Genomic DNA, 18,444 nt, shown 5'->3' with positions numbered 1-18,444 from the left:
CAGGAAACTTCAGAAGTAACTTATGGTTACTTTTGGGTAGATAAAAAATAAAGGAAGGGAAATTCATGGCATTTACCAAACTTATTAAAGTAGGCGCAATCGCTGCAGCTGTAATGGGCGCAGGCGCTGTTAACGCTCAAGAATTCATCACAATCGGCACAGGTTCTGTAACTGGTGTTTACTACCCTACCGGTGGTGCAATTTGTAAATTGGTAAACAAAGGTCGTAAAGACCACAACGTTCGTTGTTCTGTAGAGTCTACTGGCGGTTCTATTTACAACGTGAACACAATGCGTGCTGGTGAGCTGGATTTTGGTATCGTGCAATCGGATTGGCAGTACCACGGCTACAACGGTACAAGCAAGTTTGCAGATCAAGGTCCATACAAAAAGCTACGCGCGATGTTCTCTCTTCATACAGAACCTTTTAACATCATTGCACGTGCTGATTCTGGCATTGAAAGCGTTCAAGACCTGAAAGGTAAACGTGTAAACATCGGTAACCCTGGTTCTGGTGACCGCGCGACAATGGGCGTAGTGATGGATGCTATGGGCTGGACAAACGACAGCTTCAAACTGGCATCTGAGCTAAAAGGCTCTGAGCGTTCACAAGCACTATGTGACAACAAGATCGATGCGTTTATCTACATGGTTGGTCACCCGAACGGTTCAATCAAAGAAGCAACGACATCTTGTGATGCTAAGCTAGTATCAGCAACTGGGCCGCAGATTGAAAAAATCGTAGCTGACAATCCATACTATGCATATAGCACAGTGCCAGCAGGTATGTACCGTGGTACAGACAAAGACGTAAACAGCTTTGGTGTTGCTGCAACAATGGTAACAACAACAGATGTATCAGATGATGTTGCATACAACGTAGCAAAAGCTGTGTTCGAAAACTTCGACACATTCAAACGTCTACACCCTGCATTTGCAAACCTGAAAAAAGAAGACATGGTGAAAGCTGGCCTTTCTATCCCTCTTCACCCAGGTGCAGAAAAATACTACAAAGAAATTGGTTTAATTAAATAATCAATTCACCATAAATCAAGCAGAGAGGGATGGCTCTCTGCTTGAAAACAGGTGGTAGTTCTAATCGCCTGCTCAATTCAATAATCCGATTCTATTTCCTAGAATTGCGTTCAACGACTCAAAAATAAAAACTGGCGTCATTATATCCAGAGCTTAGCCGTTCAACTGGAGTTAGCCAGACGTCAATCAAGAAGCAAGTTTTGCCCTATTCACTACACTGAAAGAGGCGAGATAAGGTTCTCGAAAAGTAAATCTAAGACAGGACCATCAATAATAAGGGAAAAGTACATGTCGACGAACAACACTCCGTCACAAGATGTGCAAGAAATGGTGGCTCAAGCCGATACTGGCGCACGTAGCCCTTCAGGGTTACAAGGACGAATCTTGTGGTTCGTGCCTCTATGCTGGTCACTATTTCAATTATGGTATGCGTCCCCGCTGCCATTTATTTTTAATTTTGGCGTACTGAATGACACGGAAGCGCGTGCTATTCACCTTACATTTGCCACTTTTCTAGCATTTACCGCTTATCCAGCAATGAAGAATTCGCCACGAGATCATATCCCATTAATTGATTGGGCATTGGCACTCGCAGGTAGCTTCGCTGCGGCTTATATTTATATTTTCTACACTGAGCTTGCTGGTCGCTCCGGAGCACCAACCACGGTAGACATTGTTGTCTCAGTGACAGGCATGGCATTGTTGCTTGAAGCAACGCGTCGTGCATTAGGGCCACCACTAATGGTCGTTGCTGCCGTGTTCCTGACTTACACCTTTGCAGGCCCGTATATGCCCGATGTGATTGCCCATAAAGGTGCAAGCTTGAACAAAGCAATGTCACACCTATGGTTAACCACAGAAGGTGTATTCGGCGTTGCACTTGGTGTATCAACTTCTTTCGTATTCTTGTTCGTACTGTTCGGTGCCATGCTAGAACGCGCAGGTGCTGGTGCTTATTTTATTAAAGTTGCCTTCTCGTTGCTTGGTCACATGAAAGGCGGTCCTGCGAAAGCGGCGGTTGTAGCATCCGGTCTATCCGGTCTCGTTTCAGGTTCATCCATCGCTAACGTGGTAACCACAGGTACATTCACCATCCCGCTAATGAAGCGTGTTGGCTTTCCTGGAACCAAAGCAGGTGCAGTAGAAGTAGCGGCTTCAACCAATGGCCAGCTTACACCACCTATCATGGGTGCGGCGGCATTCCTGATGGTAGAGTACGTCGGTATCTCTTACGTTGAAGTCATCAAAGCAGCCCTACTTCCAGCGCTAATCTCTTACATTGCCTTGATTTACATTGTTCACCTAGAAGCATGTAAAGCGGGTATGACCGGCCTTCCTCGTCGCCATAATCCAACTATGTTGCAAAGCCTACTGTCATTTACTGGCACTATCTTAGGCTTGTGCGTTATCAGCGCCCTCGTTTATTACGGCGTAGGTTGGACTAAAGATGTATTTGGCGATGCAGCAACACCTATCGTAACTGTCGCGCTATTGATTACTTATGTCGGTCTTGTGAAGATTTCAGCGAATCACGTTAAAGATGGCGCGATTGAAATTGATGCTGAGCTAACCGAAGTACCAGATCCGGGCCCAACGATTAAATCTGGTCTGCACTACCTATTGCCTATCGTCGTATTGGTTTGGTGTTTGACGGTTGAGCGTTTTTCGCCGGGTCTGTCGGCATTCTGGGCAACCGTATTTATGATCTTCATCTTACTGACACAACGCCCTTTGATTGCGTTGCTATCTAAAGAAGGTGATCTTGTTGAACAAACTAAAGACGGCTTTATTGACCTAGCTGAAAGCTTAGTCTCTGGTGCGCGCAATATGATTGGTATCGGTGTTGCGACTGCAGCTGCGGGTACCGTTGTTGGTGTAGTAACACTAACTGGTATTGGCCTTGTAATGACTGACTTTGTTGAGTTCATCTCCGGCGGTAGCATCATACTGATGTTGCTATTTACTGCAGTGATCAGCTTGATCTTGGGTATGGGTCTACCAACCACAGCAAACTACATCGTGGTATCAACATTGATGGCGCCAGTTATCGTCACTTTAGGTGCAGCACACGGCTTGATCATCCCACTGATTGCGGTGCACTTATTCGTGTTCTACTTCGGTATATTGGCTGACGATACCCCTCCGGTAGGTTTGGCTGCATTTGCCGCTGCCGCAATAGCCAAGTCAGATCCAATTCGCACCGGTATTCAAGGCTTTACCTACGATATCCGAACCGCAATCTTGCCATTTATGTTCGTCTTCAACACACAACTGTTGTTGATGGGCATCGATACTTGGTGGCATTTGGCATTAACCGTGATCTCTTCAATCATTGCCATGTTGATCTTCTCTGCTGCTACACAAGGTTGGTGGTTCACACGTAACAAGTGGTGGGAAACCGTCCTACTATTAGTACTGACGTTCTCTTTCTTCAGACCGGGTTTTTGGTGGGACATGCTCTATCCAGCGAAAGTTCTTTCCCCTGGCGTTGAGATAGCTCAAATAACAGAAGAGCTAAATGTAGGAGAATCCATAGAGTTACGTGTCGCTGGTGAAAACCTAGAAGGTGACTACGTAGAGAAAACGGTACGTCTTCCGTTCGAAGATGAAGCAAAAACCGCAGAAGAGCGCATCTCTTCTATGGGCTTAATGCTAACCGAGAACGACGGCAAAATGATCGTAGATATGGTCGAGTTTGGTAGTCCGGCAGAATCATCCGGTATCGATTTCGACTGGGAGATCAAATGGATTGTTCAAGACGCAGATCGTCCAATGAAAGAATGGGTATTTGTGCCTTGCTTAATGATCTTGCTAGCACTTGCCATGAACCAAAAACGTCGTGCTCGTAAGGAACAGCTGAGCGCATAACCGATTAGGCCCCGAGGATACGGGGCCATAATGAGAGACTCTGAATGTACAAACAAATTCTTGTTCCGGTTGATTTAAACGACCAAGGCTTCTCTGACAGAGCTGTTGAGTTGGCCGTTTGGCAAGCTAAACAAGCCAATGCGGAAGTTCACTTACTGACTGTTCTACCTGGTATTCACATGTCAATGGTCGCGACTTACTTCCCGAAAGATGCGGCGGCGAAGATGAAGCAAGATGTGAAACAACAACTTAAAACCTTCGCTGATCAACACATCGATGATGAAGTGATTTACAAGGTACACGTAGCAGAAGGCAAGGCGTATGCAACCATCTTGGATTACGCAGAACGTTTAGGTGCAGACCTTATCATTATGCCAAGCCACAAGCGTTCAAAAATCAACAAAGTGATGCTGGGCTCAGTGGCGAGCAAAGTCGTGGAGAACTCACCAATTAACGTGATGGTGGTCAAGCCTCAAGGCTAACGTGTTCATTCAAACTCCGAAAAAAAAAGGTTGATGCTTGCATCAACCTTTTATTTTTACAATGTAGAAGACTTACCCCGCCGCTTTGACAAAAGCTTTCAATGCTTCACTGCTATGTTGAGCGTTAAGCTCACCAATCGCACCAGCAGCTTCAACCTGACCACCAGCTACAAATGCAAAATGACTAGCAATCGCTCTGGCGTCACTTAAATGGTGCGTCACCATCAAAACGGTAATACCACGCTCAGCAGCAAGCTGTCTAACCAGTGTCAGCATTTCTTCACGCAGCACTGGGTCTAGTGCAGAAAAAGGTTCATCGAGTAACCACATTGGATGCGGCTGAACAAAACAACGTGCAAGTGCCACACGCTGACGCTGACCGCCAGAAAGGTGTTCCGGTAAGCGATCTAAATACTCAGCAACGCCGACTTGCTTGGCTGCTTGCTCGACAAGAAGCTTTTGGTCTGCCGTAAGCTTTAACCCCGGATGTAAGCCCAAACCAATATTGTCTCTTACTGACAGATGGGCAAACAGATTGTGTTCTTGGAACAGCATTGAAAACGGGCGCTGATACGGCTCTTTACTTACGATAGACTCACCATCAACCAGAATATCGCCTTGGTCTGGGTTGATAAAACCTGCGACTAACGCCAACAAGGTTGATTTACCTGCCCCACTCGGTCCCATCAGTGACACGATTTGCCCACGTTGAATGGCTAACTCAAAACGAAACAGCTCACGTTGATAGGTGTACTGCACATCATCCAACACTAACATTACGCTCTCTCCTTCGTTTTCAATACTATTTCAATCAAAGTAAAACAGCCGACGCTGAGTAACAATAAGGTAACGGACACCACCGCTGCCGCATCCATTTGATAACTGCCTAGCAGTTGGAACAGATACAGCGGTAAGGTTCTAAACTCTTGTCCACCAAACAATGCAATCGCACTTAAGTCACCAATCGCAAACATAAAGCTGATGGCAAAGGCGTGTGCAAATGGCTTACGCAATGCCTGCCACTCCACCACTCTAAAGCGTTGCCAACCGCGCATACCCAAACTGGCGCACACATACTGGTATTGCTGCTCAATGTGCAACATTGGTTGAGATAAAGTCTTGATGACGTAAGGCAATGCCATCAAGCCATTAACTAAGATGACCACAAAAAACGCTAAGCTGAATACATCGGTAAATGAGCGTAGTAATAGAAACAATCCAGTACTGATCACCAATCCCGGCGTCACCAAAATGATGGTTCCGATCAGCTCAATTTGATCGGCGCGAGTATTTTTATACTGCAATCGCCAACGTCGACTGGTCAGCAAAATCGATACGCCTGCTGCAACGGCAAGAGAGCTCGCCAGTACCGCAACTTTGAGTGAATTAAACAGTGCAGACCAAAAACGCTCGTCAGTCAGTACCGACCAAACTTGCTGGTTGATTCCACTGAACACCACCATCATAAGTGGTGGTATTACTAGTAAAAAGGCACCTATGATCCAAAAGCTATCCCAAGCTTTTGACCACCCATGATCCTTCGTTAAATATTGCTGTACCAATGTGCTGCCAGCGCTTATTGAGACTGGCTTTGTCAACTTCTGCACGCCAATCGCTAACAAGCCACATAGTAGCATTTGCCACAGCGCCAAAAGCGCCCCAGCCTGCAGATCAAAATCAAACTTAATCGCCTGATAAATGGCAAGTTCAATAGTGGTCGATTTCGGTCCGCCGCCTAACGCCATCACGGTGGCGAAACTGGTAAAGCAAAGCATAAACACCAAGCCGCTTACGTGTGGTAGTTGTTGTCTTAAGCGAGGCCATTCCACCCAGCGGAATTTGTCCCAATGGCTCATTCCAAGGTGCGCACACAGTTTATGTTGCTCTGCGGGGATCGACTCTAATGCCTGCAAAAGGAGCCGCGCTGCATAAGGCATATTGAAGAACACATGCGCAAGTAAAATGCCGTTCAGACCATAGATAGAAAACGGCAGCTCCGCATCGATGCTTTTCAACCATTGAGCTAATAAGCCGCTATTACCATAAATCGCCAATAAGCCAAATACACCGACTAACACAGGCAGAACTAAGGTAGACGCAAACAACTTTAATAGTAGAGACTTACCAAAGAACTCACGTCGAGAAAGAGCGTGCGCAGCGGGAACAGCAAAGCCAACACTCAATAGTGTAGAGAGAAAAGCTTGGTAAAGGCTGAACTTGGTAACGTGCTGATAGTATGGGTCTCCCCACACCATAGACACATCAAGAGAAGGCGCTTGAACAATCAAAGCACCTAGGGCAGAAACAACAAAGGTCGCGATAATCATCGCGACCCCTAACCCTATTTTCGGAACAGAATTCAAAAGTAGAACCTATGTTAGAACGTCAATGCGCTTTGCCACTCGCGAATCCAAGTCTTGCGCATTTTCGCTACTTCGTCTGCACTAAAGCTAAGTGGCTTGCTTGGTACGCTAAGAGTTTCAAAGCCTTTTGGCAATTCAACGTCAGTTACTGGGTACATCCAGTTGCCTGTTGGCATTGCAGATTGGAACTCATCACTCAAAATAAAGTTCATGAACTCATCCGCAAGTTCCGCATTCTTTGAGCCTTTGACCTTAGCCGCCACTTCCACTTGCATGTAGTGCCCTTCAGCAAAATCTGCACTGGCGTATTTCGCATCATCTTCTGCAATCAAATGGTACGCGGGAGAGGTGGTGTAAGACAGCACGAGATCAGACTCACCGTTCAAGAACATCGAGTAAGCTTCTGACCAACCTTTCGTAACGGTAACCGTTTTCGTTGCCAGTTGCTTCCACGCTTGAGTCGCATCATCACCGTAGATGGACTTCATCCACAACATCAAGCCTTGACCCGGAGTCGAAGTGCGAGGGTCTTGGTAAATCACTTTCAGATCATCACGCTCTTCCACCAGCTCTTTCATGCTTTTTGGAGGATTCGCCAACTTCTCCTTGTTGTATACAAACGCAAAGTAGCCGTAGTCGTATGGCACGAAAGTCTTGTCTTTCCAACCGTTAGGCAAGGTCGTCTTCGATGTATCGACATTGTGCTCAGCCAGCAGCCCGGTCTTTTTCGCTTCCGCCATCAGGTTATTATCCAAACCTAACACGATATCCGCTTTGCTATTGTTTCCCTCTAAACGAAGACGATTAAGAATGGAAACACCATCGTCCAGCGCAACAAAGTTAACATCGCATCCACATTTGGCTTCAAACGCTTTTTCGACTTTAGGACCTGGTCCCCAATCGGCAGCGAAAGAGTCGTACGTGTAGACAGTTAGAGTGTTTTCAGCGGCAAACGCTGAAGTAGAAGTGATGGCTGCAAGGGCAATCAGACTAAGAGTGGTTTTCACTGCTCGCTCTCCATTTGCATTAGTAAAAATGAGTTGAGCGGCACAGGGTTGAGACGGTATTTAGGACTTCCAATATCCAGGCTCAATTCCTACGCCAGCATTATCTGGTTCAGGTAATACGGGTCCCTGCCTGCTCAACAACGTTAAGCGATTAGGTCTCAGCGCCCAAATGCATTGATGAGTTCAATGCCTGATGGGTTTGCTCCCCGATGAGTTGGATGGATTGTAAAGGTCTTTGATTGATTACACAATCAACGTTGGTCATAACCCCAACGTGGCACTAAACCTTGCTCAATGCCGAGGTGATCAAGAATTCTCGCCACCATGAAATCCACCAAATCTTCAATACTCTTTGGTTGATGATAGAAGCCCGGCGCAGCAGGCATGATGGTGACGCCCATCTGCGAGAGCTTGTGCATGTTTTCAAGATGCAGCGTAGAGAAAGGCGTTTCACGCACCACAAGTAATAACTGTCCGCGCTCTTTCATCACCACATCAGCAGCACGTTCAATCAAGTTATCCGACATACCATGTGCAATGGCCGCAACACTTCCCGCAGAACATGGGCACACTACCATTTGCTTAGGCGCCGCAGAGCCCGAAGCCACAGGCGAGAACCAATCGTCTTTGCCACAAACGGTGATGTTATCTGGATTACAGTTAAGATGTTCGACCAGCGCCTTTTGCGCCGCCTCTGGGCCGCTTGGTAGTTTCAGCTCATGTTCGGTCGCCATTACCACACGAGCGGCCGAAGAGATCAGCACATATACGTGGTAATCCGCTGCCACTAAACATTCAAGAAGACGAAGCCCATACGGGGCACCAGAGGCGCCCGTTAATGCTAATGTGATGGCTTTTTTAGGGGTTACTTTTTGCTGCATAGATGTCATTAAGCTTTTTGTTTCAGTTGTTCTAGAAGCTTGCCGTGAATACCGCCAAAGCCACCGTTACTCATCACGAGGATTTGGTCACCCGGCTGCGCTTGCTCTACGATTTTTGCGACAAAACTGTCCATCTCTGCGCCAACAAACACAGGCTGTTTACACTGGTCTGCAATATCCTGTACCGACCAATCAATATTATCTGGTTGGAAGAGGAACACTTCATCTGCACTGTGTAGAGAAGCCGCCAAAGTATTCTTATGAACACCGCGTTTCATGGTCGCAGAACGTGGCTCTAAAACGGCAAGGATACGTTTTTCGCCAACCTTGTTACGTAAACCACCTAGAGTCAGTTCAATCGCCGTTGGGTGATGAGCAAAATCATCGTAAACCGTTACGCCTTGCTCTTCACCTTTTAACTCCAAGCGACGTTTGGTGTTAATAAAACGACCGAGTGCCTGACAAGCCAGATCAGGTGCCACACCAACATGACGCGCAGCAGCGATAGCCATCAAAGCGTTATCTACGTTATGATCACCAACAAGATCCCAATCTACGACGCCCACGTTTTCGCCTTGCAGTGACACTTCAAATTTAGAGCCATCGACAACCAGCTTGTGTGCTTGCCAATCACCATCGACACCAGAGAACTGCTTTTCTGTCCAACAACCGCGCTCGATCACATCTTGCAGCGACTGATCTTGCTTCGGAGCCAAGATCAAACCATTTCCCGGAACAGTACGCACCAAATGATGGAATTGACGCTTGATCGCCTCTAGATCGTCGAAGATGTCTGCATGATCGAACTCAAGGTTATTCATGATCAGTGTGCGTGGGTGGTAATGAACAAACTTAGATCGTTTGTCGAAAAAAGCACTGTCATATTCGTCTGCTTCGACGACGAAGAACATGCTTTCACCCAAGCGAGCTGACACACCGAAGTTACCCAGCACGCCACCAACAAGGAATCCCGGTTGGTAGCCGCAATCTTCTAGGATCCAAGCCAACATACTTGAAGTGGTGGTTTTACCATGAGTACCCGATACCGCCAGAACCCAGCGGTCATGCAATAAGAACTCTTGTAGCCACTGTGGGCCAGAGGTGTAACGCATATTGGTGTTGAGTACATGCTCAACACATGGGTTACCACGGCTCATCGCGTTACCAATCACCACGAGGTCGGGTTGTGGGTCAAGCTGAGAAGGGTCAAATCCTTCAATAATTTCAATACCTTGAGACTCCAACAGGGTGCTCATTGGTGGATAAACGTTGGCATCCGAACCCGTCACTTTATGACCTAGCTGACGCGCTAAAATTGCCGCACCGCCCATAAACGTGCCGCAGATACCCAAGATATGAATGTGCATAAACTTAACCTTGTAATGCTTTCTTTAATCCTTTCATTATCGTGATAACCACCAGAAAAGCGAGAGCCTTTCGCTTTGTTCTTGCAGTCTCTTTCACAAATCTGACAGGGCTTAGTACTGACTGACCAAGCATTAACCAAGAGACTCCCTTCTTATGCAATAAGACAAATAAATTGAGATCTCAGTCGGTTACTTCATTACCATTAATAAGATCCACGTCATAAACTTACATCTAGCGCAATCGTTTAACATCCATAAAGAGATGACCCATTGCGTAACACCCCCAACGAAATGAAAAATGTAAGGATAAATCATGTCAGGACTGCGCACCCTAGGCGAATTCATTGTTGAGAAACAAGCGGATTTCCCCCACGCTAGCGGTGATCTTTCATCTCTATTAGCTTCTATTCGTTTAGCTGCAAAAATTGTTAACCGCGAAATCAACGCGGCAGGTCTTGGTGATATCACTGGTGCTGTAGGCACAGAGAACGTGCAAGGCGAAGATCAGCAAAAGCTTGATGTTTATGCGAATGACAAATTCAAAGCGGCACTCGAAGCACGCGATCAAGTGTGTGGCGTTGCAAGTGAAGAAGAAGATGAAGCGGTTGCGTTCAATAAAGAACTCAACCAAAACGCAAAATACGTTGTACTAATGGACCCACTCGATGGCTCATCAAACATCGATGTGAACGTGTCAGTCGGTACAATTTTCTCTATCTATCGTCGAGTTTCTCCTATTGGCACCCCAGCAACAGAAGAAGACTTCCTACAACCAGGTCACAAACAAGTGGCTGCAGGCTACGTAATTTACGGCTCATCGACCATGTTGGTTTACACCACAGGTAATGGCGTAAACGGCTTCACTTACGATCCATCGATTGGCAGCTTCTGTCTATCTCATGAAAACATGATGATCCCAGAAGACGGCAAGATTTACTCGATCAACGAGGGTAACTACATTCGCTTCCCGCAGGGCGTGAAGAAGTACATCAAGTACTGTCAGGAGAATGTGCCAGAAGATGGTCGCCCATACACTTCTCGCTACATCGGCTCATTGGTTGCAGACTTCCATCGTAACCTGCTTAAAGGCGGTATTTACTTGTACCCAAGTACACAAAGCCACCCTCAAGGCAAACTGCGTCTATTGTACGAGTGCAACCCAATGGCATTCTTAATTGAGCAAGCTGGCGGTCTGGCTTCTGACGGTGTGAACCGCATTATGGATCTAAAACCAACTGAACTGCACCAGCGTGTGCCTTTCTTTGTCGGTTCCAAGAACATGGTCAACAAAGTCGAAGAGTTTCTTGAACTGAATCGCGAAGAAGACTAATTTCAGACCTTTGTCCAACGCGGCAGGTGTTTACCTGCCGCGTTTTTGTCGTTAAAGTGAACTGCGTAAATGTTAGCCAGATTAAGCCTCTAAACGCTTAATCCTCAATGAAAAGGAATATTCAAATGAGCTTAAACAACGTACCAGCAGGTAAATCACTGCCTGACGATATCTATGTCGTGATCGAAATCCCTGCTAACGCGGATCCAATCAAATACGAAGTAGATAAAGACACTGGTGCTGTATTTGTCGACCGTTTCATGTCTGCGCCAATGTTCTACCCATGTAACTACGGCTATGTGAACGACACCCTTTCCCTTGATGGTGACCCAGTGGACGTACTGGTTCCGACCCCTTATCCATTGATGCCAGGTTCTGTGATTCGTTGCCGCCCAGTTGGCGTATTGAAGATGACAGATGAATCGGGTGAAGATGCAAAAGTCTTCGCTGTACCGCATTCGAAAATCTCAAAAGAGTACGAACATATTCAAGATGTCGGTGATATCCCTGAACTACTAAAAGCGCAAATCACACAGTTCTTTGAGCGTTACAAAGAGTTGGAGGCTGGTAAATGGGTAAAAGTGGATGGCTGGGCTGATGTTGCAGCAGCGAAGGCAGAAATTCTTGAGTCTTATGACCGAGCACAAGACAAAAAGTAATTGCGAATGAAAATACAATGAGCCGCTTCTACTGCTTGCGGCTCCTTGTTTCTGACGAGTATTGGTTTCATCAGTAGCGCTTACTGCCTTTAAGCGTTCTGCCCAACTCGTATTCTCGACGGAATCTATCATTTAAGTCGTCACAGATGCCTCGGTAGTAACGTCGACTCTCGCCTAGAGAAAACGCATCTTGCGCGCAGTATTGACCGCGACCCGCCTCATATCCGCTGCTATAAGCCATGTAGGTGGCGCCATCATCAATTCCTTGTGCCGCGAACTCATTTTCCGATAATTTTACGTCACCCGATTCTGCGGCCATCATGCCATATTTTTCCCAATCGACATCATCAGAAGTTGCCGTTGGTAGCATGGTGTTTGAACAGCCAACCAGAAAGATTAACAGTAGTGCTGATACATATTTCATCGCAGACCTCCTAAGCCTTTGTTGTATATATCACCATTACATACGAACTATCATATCCGTTGGTTCACACTCGCTGACACCAATCTCCAGACGCAATTTCTTCAGAAAGCTGCTCTGTATCTTGGTAAAGGTAGATCCAAGCTTGACCAAATGGCGTTGTGATACTCTCTCTACGGTACTCAACAGGAACATCTTCAAGTTGATCTAAAGCTTGCAAAGTCGCTTCATCTATAAGGTAGATCTCTCCCACTACCTTCTTTTCACCCAGAGATAAAGCGGGGTAAGGCCCAAGATCAAATAATGCGAACTGGGCACCAGTCTCATGGTGACCTAAGAACTCTGCTGATTTCAGATAATGATGGTTTGACTCCCCTTCTCTAAGAGTCCCATAAACGAATACCAGATGCTGCATAACTACTCCTTGTTATCGAACCCTGCCTACCTAATCAAACTCGAACTGGTAAAGAATATCGACTGCACTATCCAACCCTGAAACTGCCTCAATATAGAGATCCTTCATTAAGCGATAACGGATGGTAAATTCACCTAGTGAGTTAAAAATACCAACACCATATTTCACTTGAAGGCCAGGCAAGATATACCCGCTCACCGTTACTTGAGAGTCATCACCAGAACCCGCTGTATCCAATTGTAGATCTTGTACACCAAATGCCTCACCAATCTCACCAACTACTTTACCACTCTTGGCTAAGCTTAGACCGATTAACGTTGTTGTCATGGCATTACCACCCGACTCAGCATCAATATCTTGTCCTCGCAATAGGTAAGAAAGTGCATTAGCTTGTGGCATAGCAGGGTCGGAAAAGATTTCTACCGATGGATCACTTGCTGGGCCAGTTACTCGAACACCGGCTGTCACATCGTCTTGCGTGTTATCAGGGTTTCGTATCGCCTTAATTGAAACGTAGGGCTGATCCGCTGGACCATTCATCATGATCTTTCCTTCTTGGATCACCAAGTCTTGGCCGAATGAACGGTAAGAACCATCGACAATGTTCACTTCCCCAACAATAAATGGCCCTTTATCTTTTTGAGTGACATTGAGGTTACCTTGAAGGTTACCTTTCAAGCCGAAGGCAGACAGTTGGAACTCATCACCAATTTTAATATTGATATCAGTTTCAACATTAAATGGTAATGGAGGGGTTTCATCAACTGGCTGCATGTCTTTGTTCAGGATCACGGTATCGTTCGACACACTCACCGCACTTGGTGGCAGTTCATCAATAAAAATTCGCCCCCAAGGCAGATTGATATTACCTTCGACCTTGGCAAGTTGAGGGGTGACGTCAATCGTCATATCCGGCTCAACTTTGATTTTTACCATTGGCGGCATATCCACTTTCAGCTCTTTTGCAAACACACGAGCCTTCGTATGCCAGTTGTCTAGATCACGCCAATCCGCATCACCATTGACTTCAAGTTTACCGTCTGGAGTAATAATGCCCGCATCTAAATCTGCTTGGTGTCCATTAAAATTAATCACCACCTGACCAGAATCGATATCGATCGGCGTGACTTCCCCTTGCAATTTCATCTGGTCAATCAAGAATTGCCCATTCACCTTCGGATGCATCACATCGCCAGATAGAGCAAGATCGGTGTTCATGTTGGCTTTAAACAAGCTGTATTCACCAATTAAAGGCGCTAAGAAATCTAAATGGAATGTTGATAGTGACACCTTACCGTCGATAGTCGGCTTGTCTGAAGAGACATCGTTCAGCGATACCTTACCGGATAAATCACCGTTATCCGTCACATCAAGCAACCATTCAGCATCCAGTTTGTCTTGTGCAAGCTTGGCCTTCACAGTGACACTTTCCCAGCCAACCTTTATTGGCTGCTCCAAAGCTTGCTCAACCTGACCTTTCGGCATATCAACATTGACCATTACTTCCGGCTTCATGTCGGGAGCCCACTTAGCGAAAGCGTTGGCATTCACAGAACCTTGTAGTTGAGTTTCTGCCGGTAAGAACTGCTTGATTTGTTCAAAGTTAAAGTTAGTGATTGCTAACTTTGCCTCTCCGCTTTTACCAACACTAATATCTTCACTTAAACATACGCTTGATTTTGACTGTAACCAACAGTGCGCTTGCACATCAGCAACCTGCTTATCAATGTTGACTTTAACTGCCGTCGACTTTTGTAATGCCCATGGGCCTTGAGGTGTACTCAAAGTTAGACGACGCAGCGCGCCATCCCAGACCATTTCTGGTTTTTGCTTAAAGGTACCTTCGATTTCTAAACTGGTCGAAACGATGTCTGATACCACATCCAAGGTCAGTTGGTGCAGCTTTTCGTCACCATTAACTTCAAGATCAGCACTATCGATTTTGATGTCATCATAAGTAATATTCTTAGCGATCAGGCTAACATCGGCCTTTGGTGCAGGAAGAGGCGTTACATCTCCTTTTAATGTGATGGTTTCAACTTGGGCTTGCTGCTGCCAATCTACTTGGTTAAGTGCAAGATCCAGATTGATATCTGGTTGCTTCAAACTACCACGCAAAGCAACCGTGCCATTCATCTTACCGCCAAGATCAGGCACACTTTTCGCAAAATCAGGAAAGTTAACATCAACATCCATTAAGATCTGCTTATCGATCTGACCTTTTGCTCGTAACGAGTTTGGACCGTGCGATAAAGCTAACCCCTGCGTATTTAAGCGAATATCCTCGCCTTTTCCGTTCTTATCAGACGCTTCTAATTGACCTTCAATATTCAACGGGTAGCCACGCAAAATACCATCAATATCCAGCTTAGGCAGACTCACTTGCCAGCCTCCCTGCTCGGTTAAAGAGCCAGATGTTGATAGGTTACCACTGATGTCACCTTCTGCTTCTTGCCACTGCAATCCCGGCTGAATATTCTTTAAGTTCAGATCGGCTTGCCAGTTGATTGGCGTAGCCCAGTTGGCCATCACCTTACCGGCTAATTCACCACCTAGCGTTTTGACAACGATGCTATCCAAATCAATCTGTTCTAGGGTACCTTTACCATTTAACGCCACATCCACAGCAGGAATATCTTTACCTGATGCTTTGGTTTCTAGAGCAACGGTATAGCCCTCCAATGAACCTTTTGCTGCTAAACTAGGAACAGAAACTTGGTAATCACTCTTACCGCTTAATGGCCATTGCGCAGCCACATCTTTCAGTTTGATATCAAATGGTAATTCAGGTTTGAGCGGTTGAAGTTGACCTTCAATTTTCGCTTTCACCAAATTTGACAATGTTGCCTGAAATGATAAGTCGCCAACCGAGCCTGATGCAGACAGCGATAGTTTCTGACCTTTTACATCTGCTTGTTTAACCAACGCATCAATCTGCGCTTGAATTGGGTAGTCGGCCGATAATGTCACTTGCGTACTTAGTTGGCCTTCCACTTCTGGCATATCAAGTTCTAGCGTTTTGACATCGACTTTGTCACCACCTGCTGTTGCTTCTAGCCCCAGGTGATGGACAACAACTGGTGTGTCACCAGCTAATTTAAAATCATGAATATCAAGACGCTGCGCCTCAATAGTAAGTGGAATCCATACCTCAGGCAGTACAATCCCTTCAGGTTTAGCTTCTGTTGTCGCTTGGTTTTTTGCGTCTTTTTGTTGATCTTCCGTTACGCCTGGCGTCGCTTTAGTTTGTATCTCTGCTTGCTTGGTCTTTGGCTCCACACCTGTTGGTTGCACTGGCTTCTCTTCTTTCGCATCTTCGCTTGGTGCTAGTGCCACATTGATAGCCTTCAATGCCGTTGGTGCAATGACCAAACGATCACCTTGCATCGACAATGCGGTTGAGAAGTCTTGCCAATCAATCTTATTACCTAAGATGTTCAGGTTGATATCGTTAAAGCTCACTTTATTGACGAAGATTGGCACAGGCGTGCTGATAGAGCGCAACGGTGGCGTTTCTTCTTCCGGCTCATCACTTGCCGGTGGCAACTCTGGCATTTGGAAGTTAACCCCCTGCAGCGCGAGCTCATCGACACACACTTTAGGGTCGAAGAAACAACGGAAGTTAATCGCTAACGTTAAGCTTTCCACCTTAGCATCAACATGGAGAGACTCATCCACAAAGCTAACGTTATGCAGCGCAAAACGTGGGAATAGCGAACCTTGAATTTGCTCGACTTTAAGCTGCGGTACCGCTTTCTCTGCCCCCCAAAGAGCCAACTTTAGACCTGGATGGGTAAACAGAATTGTGCCGACGAAAATCGCCAGCAACACAATAAGAGTCAGTAGGCCGATTGAGAACCATTTCGTCCACTTCAGAGTTGTTTTGATCATAATTCAGGCCCCAAGGAGAAGTGGATGCGGAAGTCATTCTTAGGCACAGCATCTAGGCCCCATGCGAAATCAAAGCTCACAGGACCAACAGGAGAAGCCCAACGAATACCAACACCGGCACCGGCTTTCCAATCTGGGGTTTTATTGAATGCATCACCGTAATCGTAAAAGGCAGCTAACCACCAATTGCCATAGACACGATATTGATATTCTAAAGTGCTGGTCGCGATATATTTAGCACCTGTTAACGCACCACTTTCATCGGTTGGTGAAATCGACTCGTAGCCATAACCACGGATATTATTGTCACCACCAGCAAAGAAACGTAACGAAGGTGATAACTTTTCAAGCTCATCAGTAATATTGGCCCCGCCTTCTAGGCGGAATAAGCCTCGATGATTTTCTCCAAGACCTCTAATCCAAGAAGTCCGGCCCAACAGTCGTAATACGCGAGTATTAGACAACAGTGCAGGATCACCGTACTCGATGGTAACGCTTTGCTTATCTCCCCACATCGGCATGTTTCCGCCACGAGTTCGGGTTCTCGAAAAAGACGCCCCAGGAAGGACAAATTGTACGCCATCTTCTTGTAAACCTTGGGAGTAGTTTTCATACAAGTGGCGAACGTACAACGTCTTATGCCAGCCACCATCGGTGATCCAATGGCGTTCAACCGCAAGATTGGACTCTAAGCTCTCTGTGTCACGATTGTCCAAGTGCTTAAGACCAAACTGTAGCTGGTAGTATTCATGCAACACATCATCAAGCGGAATTTTATAACCTGCGGTAACCGTTTGCTCTGGTTTAGAAAGAGATAACGCTGTATCAAAGCTGTGGCCTCGTGCGCTCACCCATGGTTTTTTCCACTTTAACGTTCCGCGAACACCAGTATCGGTTGAATAACCAATACCCGTTTCAATTTGGTTTTTCGCAGCTGGTGCAAGGGAAACTTTAATCGGTAAATCTCGGCCGTCATCGAGCTTACTTAAATCTGGCTCAACAAACACAGATGAGAACCAATCAGTATTGGAAAGGTTTTGATTGTATTGACCCACTTCAGAAACTAAATACGGCTCACCGGTCTTAAACGGACGAAGTGAATCCACTCGCTCTTCCCAGATTTGGCTACCGGTGATTTCCACAGAACCAAAGTGGTAGCGGATACCACTGTCATAATGCAAACGTACGTTCGCTTCATTGAGCTCAGGAATCACCTCAAGCCTATTCAACTTAAAGTCACCATTAAAGTAGCCTCGTTGCAAAGCTAAATTACGAATCCCCGACTTTAAACTGTCATATTCTCCCTGATTAAGCACTCTTCCTACTTTCAAAGGCGATTTTGCTAATAACTTGGTAAAAGCCTCATCCGTATTGGCTTCACCACTGATCACGACATCCATAACCTTGACACGAACAGGCTCCCCCGGAACCACATTCACGATCAGTTCATCATTATCTTTGGTAATAGTGTATGAAATTTTTGCATGATAATAACCAAGCGCATTGAGAGCCTCAGTGATACTTTGTTCTAAGCGGGCTTGGAAACGTAATGATGTGGAGTAATCTTCCTCAGGAATCGAGGAGAGATAGGCATTAACATTATCTTCTAAAGCACCACCGAGCCCCTTAATAGAAAGAGATACATCGGCATAGGCGCTATGAGAAAAAACAAGCAGGCTCGCAATTATGGGGATAGCTTTTTTTATCATGCTTTTTAGCTGAATGA

Annotated in this window: 14 protein-coding genes; 5 read left to right on the top strand and 9 right to left on the bottom strand. The window is 46.0% G+C overall.

Going from position 1 to position 18,444, the window contains the following annotated elements:
- The first annotated feature begins 65 nt into the window (after nt 1–65).
- From ACTS60_RS19710 to ACTS60_RS19700, 3 genes are all read left to right on the top strand, one after another.
- Entirely contained in the window at nt 66–1,034 is a 969-nt protein-coding gene (locus ACTS60_RS19710) for a TAXI family TRAP transporter solute-binding subunit (protein ID WP_409575033.1), read from the top strand.
- Nucleotides 1,035–1,322: 288 nt separating this feature from the next.
- On the top strand, nt 1,323–3,902 hold the full coding sequence (locus tag ACTS60_RS19705; RefSeq protein ID WP_440889641.1) for a TRAP transporter permease: 2,580 nt from the start codon (nt 1,323–1,325) through the stop codon (nt 3,900–3,902).
- Between the two features lie 44 nt (nt 3,903–3,946).
- Nucleotides 3,947–4,384 carry a universal stress protein gene (locus ACTS60_RS19700; RefSeq protein ID WP_005437370.1) on the top strand — a complete coding sequence of 146 codons (438 nt, stop codon included), beginning with the start codon at nt 3,947–3,949 and terminating at the stop codon, nt 4,382–4,384.
- Between the two features lie 72 nt (nt 4,385–4,456).
- Here ACTS60_RS19700 and thiQ read toward each other — a convergent pair whose 3' ends face one another.
- The 5 genes from thiQ to mpl all read right to left on the bottom strand — a co-directional run bounded on the left by thiQ (nt 4,457) and on the right by mpl (nt 10,002).
- Nucleotides 4,457–5,161: a thiamine ABC transporter ATP-binding protein gene (gene thiQ, locus ACTS60_RS19695; protein ID WP_440889640.1), complete on the bottom strand. Its 705-nt coding sequence runs from the start codon at nt 5,159–5,161 to the stop codon at nt 4,457–4,459.
- Nucleotides 5,161–6,747, bottom strand: coding sequence for a thiamine/thiamine pyrophosphate ABC transporter permease ThiP (gene thiP, locus ACTS60_RS19690; RefSeq protein ID WP_440889639.1), 1,587 nt, complete (start codon nt 6,745–6,747; stop codon nt 5,161–5,163). Before thiP ends, thiQ begins: the two co-directional genes overlap by 1 nt.
- 14 nt (nt 6,748–6,761) lie before the next feature.
- Nucleotides 6,762–7,754: a thiamine ABC transporter substrate binding subunit gene (gene thiB, locus ACTS60_RS19685; protein WP_440889638.1), complete on the bottom strand. Its 993-nt coding sequence runs from the start codon at nt 7,752–7,754 to the stop codon at nt 6,762–6,764.
- A 251-nt stretch (nt 7,755–8,005) separates the two neighbouring features.
- Nucleotides 8,006–8,644, bottom strand: coding sequence for a flavin prenyltransferase UbiX (locus ACTS60_RS19680; protein WP_440889637.1), 639 nt, complete (start codon nt 8,642–8,644; stop codon nt 8,006–8,008).
- The gene (mpl, locus tag ACTS60_RS19675; protein ID WP_440889636.1) at nt 8,644–10,002 is read right to left on the bottom strand and encodes a UDP-N-acetylmuramate:L-alanyl-gamma-D-glutamyl-meso-diaminopimelate ligase; all 1,359 of its coding nucleotides are present in this window, start codon (nt 10,000–10,002) and stop codon (nt 8,644–8,646) included. Before mpl ends, ACTS60_RS19680 begins: the two co-directional genes overlap by 1 nt.
- A gap of 313 nt (nt 10,003–10,315) precedes the next feature.
- Between mpl and fbp the strand changes: the two genes are divergently transcribed.
- Together fbp and ppa are read left to right on the top strand one after the other, a co-directional pair.
- Nucleotides 10,316–11,332 (top strand): class 1 fructose-bisphosphatase, encoded by a 1,017-nt coding sequence (fbp, locus tag ACTS60_RS19670; protein ID WP_440889635.1) that lies wholly within the window; start codon nt 10,316–10,318, stop codon nt 11,330–11,332.
- A 125-nt stretch (nt 11,333–11,457) separates the two neighbouring features.
- The gene (gene ppa / locus ACTS60_RS19665) at nt 11,458–11,991 is read left to right on the top strand and encodes an inorganic diphosphatase (protein WP_440889634.1); all 534 of its coding nucleotides are present in this window, start codon (nt 11,458–11,460) and stop codon (nt 11,989–11,991) included.
- 70 nt (nt 11,992–12,061) lie between these two features.
- Here the strand turns inward: ppa and ACTS60_RS19660 are convergent, their stop codons facing one another.
- From ACTS60_RS19660 to tamA, 4 genes are all read right to left on the bottom strand, one after another.
- Nucleotides 12,062–12,415 (bottom strand): DUF2799 domain-containing protein, encoded by a 354-nt coding sequence (locus ACTS60_RS19660; RefSeq protein ID WP_440889633.1) that lies wholly within the window; start codon nt 12,413–12,415, stop codon nt 12,062–12,064.
- Nucleotides 12,416–12,479: 64 nt separating this feature from the next.
- A complete protein-coding gene (locus ACTS60_RS19655) occupies nt 12,480–12,827 on the bottom strand; it encodes a gamma-glutamylcyclotransferase family protein (protein WP_440889632.1) in 348 nt (115 codons plus the stop codon).
- Between the two features lie 30 nt (nt 12,828–12,857).
- Nucleotides 12,858–16,718, bottom strand: coding sequence for an autotransporter assembly complex protein TamB (tamB, locus tag ACTS60_RS19650; RefSeq protein ID WP_440889631.1), 3,861 nt, complete (start codon nt 16,716–16,718; stop codon nt 12,858–12,860).
- On the bottom strand, nt 16,715–18,427 hold the full coding sequence (tamA, locus tag ACTS60_RS19645; RefSeq protein WP_440889630.1) for an autotransporter assembly complex protein TamA: 1,713 nt from the start codon (nt 18,425–18,427) through the stop codon (nt 16,715–16,717). Before tamA ends, tamB begins: the two co-directional genes overlap by 4 nt.
- Between the last annotated feature and the right edge of the window lie 17 nt (nt 18,428–18,444).

The organism is Vibrio sp. WZ-1, assembly GCF_052037695.1.
Taxonomy (GTDB): Bacteria; Pseudomonadota; Gammaproteobacteria; order Enterobacterales; family Vibrionaceae; genus Vibrio.
The sequence above is the reverse complement of the archived record's forward strand: the minus strand, read 5'-3'. Positions and strand labels throughout refer to the sequence as shown.